Consider the following 7663-nt stretch of genomic DNA (forward strand, 5'->3'; position numbering starts at 1 on the left):
GGATGGCGCCAGCTTTCAGAAATTGAGCAAGACAGTTGCTCCCACCGTTTGGCGGCCTCAGTCCTGCTGTGGTGCCAAGGCTTCGTTCAGGCTCTGAATGGCAGCATCACGGGCTTCGGCGCTGTCGAACTGCGGCCCGTCGGCAACCTGCTCGCCATTGAGCCACAGGCCGAAGCTCAGGCCTTCGACGCGCACATCAACCTCGCCACCTTGCTGCAGCTGCTTGCTCACGGCGCCGGCACTCTTGCCGTCGGCGAAGCTGCGCGACAGCAGCAGTTGCTCGCCGTCAGCGGCCAGCAGGCGGAAGCGGAAGCTGCCGTCTTCATCACGGAAGCTGACAAAACGCGCGCTCTTGGTGGCTTTTTTCTTCACTTCGGCGTTGGCCTGCACACTGCTGCGGAATGAACGCAGGCCAACGGCCTCGCGCAGCTGCTCGAGGAACGGCGTGGCGATCTTGCGGGCCTTGGCGGCGCCGGCCAGCAGGATGTCTTCCAGGTCCGCCGGCCGGGCGATCAACTGGTGATAGTACTCGCGCTTCTCGGCCAACTGGCCGTCCAGCAGCTGGAACAGGCGCTGCTTGGCATCGCCCCAGCCCAGGCCCTGCAGCAGCTCTTCGCGGAAACCGGCGCATTGTTCAGGCGTGGAGAAGGCCTGGTACAGGGTGAACAGGTGCGCGTTGTCCGGGTCTTTCGCCTCACCTGGCGCGCGCGAATCGGTGACGATGCGCGAGATGGCGTCTTTCATGTCCTTGGCGCTGGTGAACAACGGGATGGTGTTGTCATAGCTCTTGGACATCTTGCGCCCGTCCAGGCCCGGCAGGGTCGCCACGCTTTCCTCGATCACTGCCTCCGGCAAGGCGAAGAAGTCCTTGCCCTGACCGAACAGGTGGTTGAAGCGCTGGCCGATATCGCGGGCCATTTCCACGTGCTGGATCTGATCACGGCCAACCGGCACCTTGTTGGCATTGAACATCAGGATATCGGCGGCCATCAGCACCGGGTAGCTGAACAGGCCCATGGTCACGCCGGCGTCCGGGTCTTCGCCGTTCTCGACGTTCTTGTCCACCGAAGCCTTGTAGGCATGCGCGCGGTTCAGCAGGCCTTTGGCGGCAACGCAGGTCAGCAGCCAGGTCAGCTCGGGGATTTCCGGGATGTCGGACTGGCGATAGAAGGTCACCTTGTCCGGGTCCAGGCCACCGGCCAGCCAGGTGGCGGCGATCTCCAGGCGCGAGCGCTGGATGCGCATCGGGTCGTCGCACTTGATCAGGGCGTGGTAGTCGGCCAGGAAGTAGAACGAATCGACACCGGGCTGCTGGCTGGCACGGATCGCCGGGCGGATGGCGCCGGCGTAGTTGCCCAGGTGCGGAGTGCCGGTGGTGGTGATACCGGTAAGAATGCGCGTGGTCATGGGTGTTCGCTTATTCAGGCTTGGCTCAGTTCGAAAGGCGCGGCAGCAGCAGATCCTTCAGATCGGTCAGCTTGCCATGGAAGAAGTGTCCGCATTCTGCCACTTTCAGCAGCTCATGGGGACGCGACAGGCTGTCGGACCATTCGTAAACCAGCTGCGGCGCGACGACTTCGTCGGCGTCCGGCTGCACCACGGTGAGCGGGCAGCGCTGCGGCAGCGGGAATTCGGCGGTCAGGCGCATGACTGCCGGGGCGATCATGAACAGGTGCTGCAACCCGACGCCTGCACTTTCAAGGCGCCCGGCCAGGCTGGTGGCAACGAAACCACCGAACGAAAAGCCCATCAGCACCAGCGGTAGCCCGGGGTGCCTGGCACGCAGCCATGCTGCAGCGGCCTCGGCATCGGCCACTTCGCCAGCGCCCATGTCGTGGCTGCCGGCGCTCTGGCCGACGCCACGGTAGTTGAAACGCAGGGTCACATAGCCGGCATCACGTGCGGTGCGCTGCAGGGTCGAGACCACCTTGTTGAGCATGGTGCCGCCCTGGACCGGGTTAGGGTGGCAGATCAGCACCGCGCCACGGGCTTGCGCCACGTCCAGGTACAAGGCTTCCAGCTGGCCGCTGGGGCCATCGATGAACAAGGGGGTTTCGCGGACAAGCAAGGCACTACTCCGTGACCTCGGGGAGGGTCGATTCGTCTAGGTGTGAAATTCTGTTCTGATTTGCGATCGCTCGCGGTATACAGCGCAGGTCTGAGCCGTTAACGTAAAGCAAAGCCGTTTATAGAGGAAGGACTCGTGGAACTCTCGCTCCTTGTTTGGTTGTTGCCAACCCTGGCCCTGGTCATCGGTGTGGCAGTCGGTTTCATTGTTGCCCGCCTGCTGCCCAATGCGGCACCGAGCAACACCCAGCGTCAACTGGACGACATCCAGAAGCGCTTCGACAGCTACCAGAACGAAGTGGTCACCCACTTCAACAGCACCGCCATGCTGGTCAAGAAACTGACCCAGAGCTATCAGGACGTACAGGATCACCTGGCTGAAGGCGCCAACAGCCTGGCCCTCGATGATGTCACCCGCCAACGCCTGCTGGCTGCGCTGCACTCCGATGCACCGCAAGGCCCGCGTGACCGCCTGACCCCACCTAAAGACACCGCCGAAGTGCCGCGCGACTATGCACCGAAAGCGCCTAACTCGCCGGGCATGCTCGACGAAAGCTACGGGCTCAAGCGTTGATCTGCTGAAGATGCAAAAGGCCTCGCAAGAGGCCTTTTTTGTGGATGCAACCCGGCCTCTTCGCGGGTGAACCCGCTCCTACAAGGGCCGCGCAGGTTTCAAATATTGCGCGGGACCTGTGCGGGCGTGCCCGCGAAGGGGCCAGTGCAGGCAACCTAACGGCAGGCCTGCAATGCCTGTTCGACATCTGCCAGCAGGTCCTCCACATCCTCCAGCCCCACCGACAGACGTACCAACCCCTCCGATATCCCGTGATGCGCCCGCTCCTGCGGGGTATAGCTGGAATGGGTCATGCTCGCCGGGTGCTGCGCCAGCGACTCGGCATCCCCCAGGCTCACCGCCCGGGCAAAGAGCTGCAGCGCATTCATGAAGCGCCGCCCCGCCTCAATGCCACCCTTGAGCTCAAACGCAATCATCCCGCCAGGCAAACGCATCTGTCGCTTGGCCAACGCGTACTGGGCAAAAGACGGTAGCCCGGGGTAATGAATCAATTCCACCTGCGGCTGGCGAGCGAGAAACTCGGCCACCTGCTGGGCATTGGCGCAATGCCGATCCATGCGCAGGGCCAGGGTCTTGATACCGCGCATTAGCAACGCCGCGTCATGCGGTGACAGCACCGCCCCGGTCATATCCTTCAGCCCTTCCAGGCGGATACGGTCTACCAACGCCTTGCACCCCACCACCAACCCGGCAGTGATATCGCCATGCCCACTGAGGTACTTGGTTGCCGAGTGCACCACCAGGTCCGCTCCCAGTTCCAGTGGTCGCTGCAGGTACGGCGTACAGTAGGTGTTATCGACCACCACATGCACATCATGCCCCCGCACCGCCTCCACAACCGCCGCAATATCCACAAGTTGCATGTTGGGGTTGGCCGGTGTTTCGAAGTAGATCATCCGTGTTTTGCTGCTGATCGCCGCTTTCAGGGCCTTGACATCGTTGAGATCGACATGGCGAACTTTCACCCCGAACTCACCAATACCGTGGTGCAGAAAAGCGAAGGTACAGCCATACAAGGTGCGCCCGACAATCAGCTCATCGCCAGGCCTTAGCAGGGTCCAGATGGTTGAGGTAATCGCGCCCATCCCCGAGGCCAACGCCAACCCCGCTTCACCGCCCTCCAGCGAAGCCATGCGCTGCTCCAGCAATGCCAGCGTGGGGTTGGAAATGCGGCTGTAGAAATGCCCAGGCTCCTCCCCGGCGAAGCAGGCAGCACCGTATTCGACAGTGGGGAAGGCATAGGTAGCCGTCTGGTACACCGGTGGCACCAGGGCGCCACCATGGGAAAGCGGGTCATAGCCATGATGAATGGCCCGCGTGGAAAAACCGTTGTTGTGGTGGGAGTCGCGCATGGCAACAGCCTCTTGTGGTTTGCTATAAGCTTATGCCACCGAGCTGCCCGATTTTTTCCAAAATAGCCTACGTATACACGTGCTTGTTGGAACAAAAACAATAATCAACGGACAAGGAGGGCAAAAAATGCCTTCAAGCCTCGACCGCACCGACCGCGCCCTGCTCGCCGCCTTACAGGACAATGCCCGTCTCACCGTTGCCGAACTCGCCGACCAGGTGGCACTGACCACCTCGCCCTGCTGGCGACGGGTCAAGTTACTGGAGGAAAACGGCTACATCACCGGCTACCAGGCCATCCTCTCGCCCAAGTCGCTGGGGTTTGGCGTGACCGCGTTCGTCAGCATCATGATGGACTCGCACACCAAGGACATGGCGCTGGCGTTCGAACAGCGCCTGATGGAAATCCCCGAGATCGTCGCCTGCCACAACATCTCCGGCCGCTATGACTTTCTGCTGGAGATCCTGGCACGGGACCTGGAGTCGTTTGGGGAATTTACCCGGGAGGTGCTGCAGCGGTTGCCGGGGGTGAAGGAGATCTATTCGAGTTTTTCGTACAAAGCGGTGAAGGAAAGACGGGTGATACCGGTGTCGGAGAAACATATCTGAGACGGTCTTTCCGAGCATTGAGAAGGATCCTGAACGCGAGACAAAAAACCCCGCCGAAGCGGGGTTTTCCTTGCAGGCTAGCGCTTAAATCGCGCCACGCTGACGCAGCACGTCCAGCACCTGTTTCACGCCCTCGTCCACGCTGGTGGCCTGGGTGTCGATCACAAGATCAGCATCCAGCGGCACATCGAACGGGAAGCTTTCACCCGGGATGTTGTCGCCACCGGCAGCGTACAGGCCTTGCGGGTCACGCTCGCGGCAAACCAGCGGCGAGGCCTGGACGTAAACGGTCACCAGGCGTTCCTTGCCGATCAGCGCCTTGGCCTGTTCGCGGCCTTCGGCATCCGGGGCCACGAACGCAGCCAGGGTCAGCATGCCGGCTTCGTTGAACTGGCGCGCCACATGGGCGGCGCGGCGCCAGTTCTCGGTACGGCCAGCGCGGTCCTGTGGCAGGCCCTTGTTCAGGTCGTGACGCAGGTTCTGGCCATCGAGCACGTACACCGCACGGCCCATGTCGAACAGCTTGCGCTCAACGGCATAGGCCAAGGTGCTCTTGCCAGCACCCGACAGGCCGCTGAACAGCACGGTGGCTGGCTGCTGGCCGAAGCGCAGGGCGCGCTCTTCGGTGGACACGTGGGCCTGCTTGCCATGATGGCCGGTGCTGCCGTGTGGCAACACGGGCGGGGCGATGATCATGCCGGCGCCAACGGTGCCGTTGGTCAGGCGGTCGATGACGATGAACGCACCGGTGGTGCGGTTACTGTCGTAACCGTCGAGGGCGATCGAGGTGTCCAGGGCTACCTTGACGCGGCCGATCTCGTTCAGCTGCAGCGCGCTGGCAGCGCCCTGCTCCAGGGTGTTCACATCGACCTTGTGGGTGATGCTGGCAATCGAGCCTGGCACGTAGCTGGTGGCACGCTTGATGTCGTATTTCTTGCCCGGGAGCATTGGCTCCTCGGCCATCCACACCAGCATGGCGTCGAACTGGTCGGTGACCGGCGGGACGTTGTCGGCATGTACCAGCAGGTCGCCACGGGAGATGTCGATCTCGTCTTCCATGGTCAGGGTCACGGCCTGGCCTGGGCCGGCGTTTTCCAGTTCACCTTCGTAGGTGACGATGGACTTGACCCGGCTGCTCTTGCCCGACGGCAGCACGACAATCTCGTCACCTTTGTGCACCACGCCGCTGGCGATGGTGCCCGCGAAGCCGCGGAAGTTCAGGTTGGGACGGTTGACGTACTGCACCGGGAAACGCAGGTCGGTGAAGTTGCGGTCGGCCGAAACCTCGACGGTTTCGAGGATTTCCATCAGCGTCGGGCCGGCGTACCACGGCGATTGCTCGCTGTGGTTGACCACGTTGTCACCCTTGAGCGCCGACATCGGCACGAAGTGCAGGCTGCTCGGAGTCAGATTGATGGCTTCGGCAAACTTCAGGTAGTCGGCCTTGATCGACTCAAAGACGCCTTCATCGAAGCCCTTCAGGTCCATCTTGTTGACCGCGACCACGATGTGCTTGATGCCCAGCAACGACGCAATGTAGCTGTGGCGGCGGGTCTGGGTCTGCACGCCGTAACGGGCATCGACCAGGATGATCGCCAGGTCGCAGGTGGACGCACCGGTGGCCATGTTGCGGGTGTACTGCTCGTGGCCCGGGGTGTCGGCGATGATGAACTTGCGCTTGGCGGTGGAGAAGTAGCGGTAGGCGACATCGATGGTGATGCCCTGCTCGCGCTCGGCCTGCAGGCCATCTACCAGCAGTGCCAGGTCGACTTCTTCGCCGGTGGTGCCGACTTTCTTCGAATCGCGGGTGATGGCTTCGAGGTGGTCCTCGTAGATCATCTTGGAGTCGTGCAGCAGGCGCCCGATCAGGGTGCTCTTGCCGTCATCCACGTTGCCGCAGGTGAGGAAACGCAGCAGTTCTTTACGCTCGTGCTGAGCCAGATAAGCGAGGATATCTTCGCTGATCAAATCGGATTGGTGCGACATGGAGTAACCCTGAAAATTAGAAGTAGCCCTGACGTTTTTTGTCTTCCATGGAACCGGCGCCATCGTGGTCGATGACCCGGCCCTGGCGCTCGGAAGTGCGCGTCAGGAGCATTTCCTGAATGATGTCGGTGAGCGTCTCGGCTTCCGACTCGACAGCGCCCGTCAGCGGGTAGCAGCCGAGGGTACGGAAACGCACCTTCTTCTTGACGATGCGGGCTTTTTCTTCCTCGGAGAGGTGCTCGAGGATGCGCTCGTCGTCGATCATGATCAGGGTGCCGTTCTTCTCGATGACTTCACGCTCGGCGGCGAAGTACAGCGGCACGATCGGGATGCCTTCAAGGTAGATGTACTGCCAGATGTCCAGTTCGGTCCAGTTCGACAGCGGGAAGACGCGGATCGACTCGCCCTTGTTGACCTTGCCGTTGTACACGTTCCACAGCTCGGGGCGCTGGTTCTTCGGGTCCCAGCGGTGCTTGCTGTCACGGAACGAATACACACGTTCCTTGGCCCGCGACTTCTCTTCGTCACGGCGTGCACCACCGAAGGCAGCGTCGAAACCATGCTTGTCCAGCGCCTGCTTCAGGCCTTGGGTCTTCATGATGTCGGTGTGCTTGGAACTGCCATGGGTGAACGGGTTGATACCTTGCGCCACACCCTCGGGGTTGACGTGGGTGATCAGCTCCAGGCCCATTTCCTCGACCATCTTGTCGCGGAAGCTGTACATCTCCTGGAATTTCCACTGGGTGTCGACGTGCATCACCGGGAACGGCAGCTTGCCCGGGAAGAAGGCCTTGCGCGCCAGGTGCAGCATCACGGCGGAGTCCTTGCCGATCGAGTACAGCATCACCGGGTTGTCGAACTCGGCGGCCACCTCGCGGATGATGTGGATGCTCTCCGCCTCCAGCTGTTTCAAGTGCGTCAGTTTGTCGACCATGGCTACTCACGAAAAACGATCTTATGGACGGCCTGCGGGCCGTGTTCGAGCGAGCCACTTTATCACAGCGGCTGCTTCTATTTAGGAGGCTGGCTAGATCGAAAAAGTCTAACGATATGACTGGGGGTTTGGGCTGGCAGGGC

General features: G+C 61.7%; 7 protein-coding genes. 2 read left to right on the forward strand and 5 right to left on the reverse strand.

Translation table 11 applies throughout. The features are described 5' to 3' along the window. Positions 1–57 precede the first annotated feature (57 nt). Both ACF8FG_RS20565 and ACF8FG_RS20570 read right to left on the reverse strand, forming a co-directional pair. A complete protein-coding gene (locus ACF8FG_RS20565) occupies positions 58–1407 on the reverse strand; it encodes a tryptophan--tRNA ligase (RefSeq protein WP_014592296.1) in 1350 nt (449 codons plus the stop codon). Between the two features lie 25 nt (positions 1408–1432). Next, entirely contained in the window at positions 1433–2068 is a 636-nt protein-coding gene (locus ACF8FG_RS20570; RefSeq protein ID WP_014592297.1) for an alpha/beta hydrolase, read from the reverse strand. 135 nt (positions 2069–2203) lie between these two features. On the opposite strand from ACF8FG_RS20570, the gene ACF8FG_RS20575 reads away from it, so the two are divergent. After that, a complete protein-coding gene (locus ACF8FG_RS20575; protein ID WP_010952432.1) occupies positions 2204–2641 on the forward strand; it encodes a YhcB family protein in 438 nt (145 codons plus the stop codon). A gap of 155 nt (positions 2642–2796) precedes the next feature. Here the strand turns inward: ACF8FG_RS20575 and ACF8FG_RS20580 are convergent, their stop codons facing one another. Further along, positions 2797–3993 carry a methionine gamma-lyase gene (locus ACF8FG_RS20580; protein ID WP_318077567.1) on the reverse strand — a complete coding sequence of 399 codons (1197 nt, stop codon included), beginning with the start codon at positions 3991–3993 and terminating at the stop codon, positions 2797–2799. A 127-nt stretch (positions 3994–4120) separates the two neighbouring features. Here ACF8FG_RS20580 and ACF8FG_RS20585 point away from each other — a divergent pair, with 127 nt between their 5' ends. Continuing rightward, entirely contained in the window at positions 4121–4600 is a 480-nt protein-coding gene (locus tag ACF8FG_RS20585; protein WP_003251803.1) for an Lrp/AsnC family transcriptional regulator, read from the forward strand. A gap of 84 nt (positions 4601–4684) precedes the next feature. Here ACF8FG_RS20585 and cysN read toward each other — a convergent pair whose 3' ends face one another. Together cysN and cysD are read right to left on the reverse strand one after the other, a co-directional pair. Continuing rightward, positions 4685–6586 (reverse strand): sulfate adenylyltransferase subunit CysN, encoded by a 1902-nt coding sequence (gene cysN / locus ACF8FG_RS20590; RefSeq protein ID WP_003251801.1) that lies wholly within the window; start codon positions 6584–6586, stop codon positions 4685–4687. 16 nt (positions 6587–6602) lie between these two features. Next, positions 6603–7520 carry a sulfate adenylyltransferase subunit CysD gene (gene cysD, locus ACF8FG_RS20595; RefSeq protein WP_003251799.1) on the reverse strand — a complete coding sequence of 306 codons (918 nt, stop codon included), beginning with the start codon at positions 7518–7520 and terminating at the stop codon, positions 6603–6605. Positions 7521–7663 lie beyond the last annotated feature (143 nt).

Source organism: Pseudomonas sp. YQ_6, from assembly GCF_043103245.1.
GTDB classification, from domain to species: domain Bacteria; phylum Pseudomonadota; class Gammaproteobacteria; order Pseudomonadales; family Pseudomonadaceae; genus Aquipseudomonas; species Aquipseudomonas alloputida.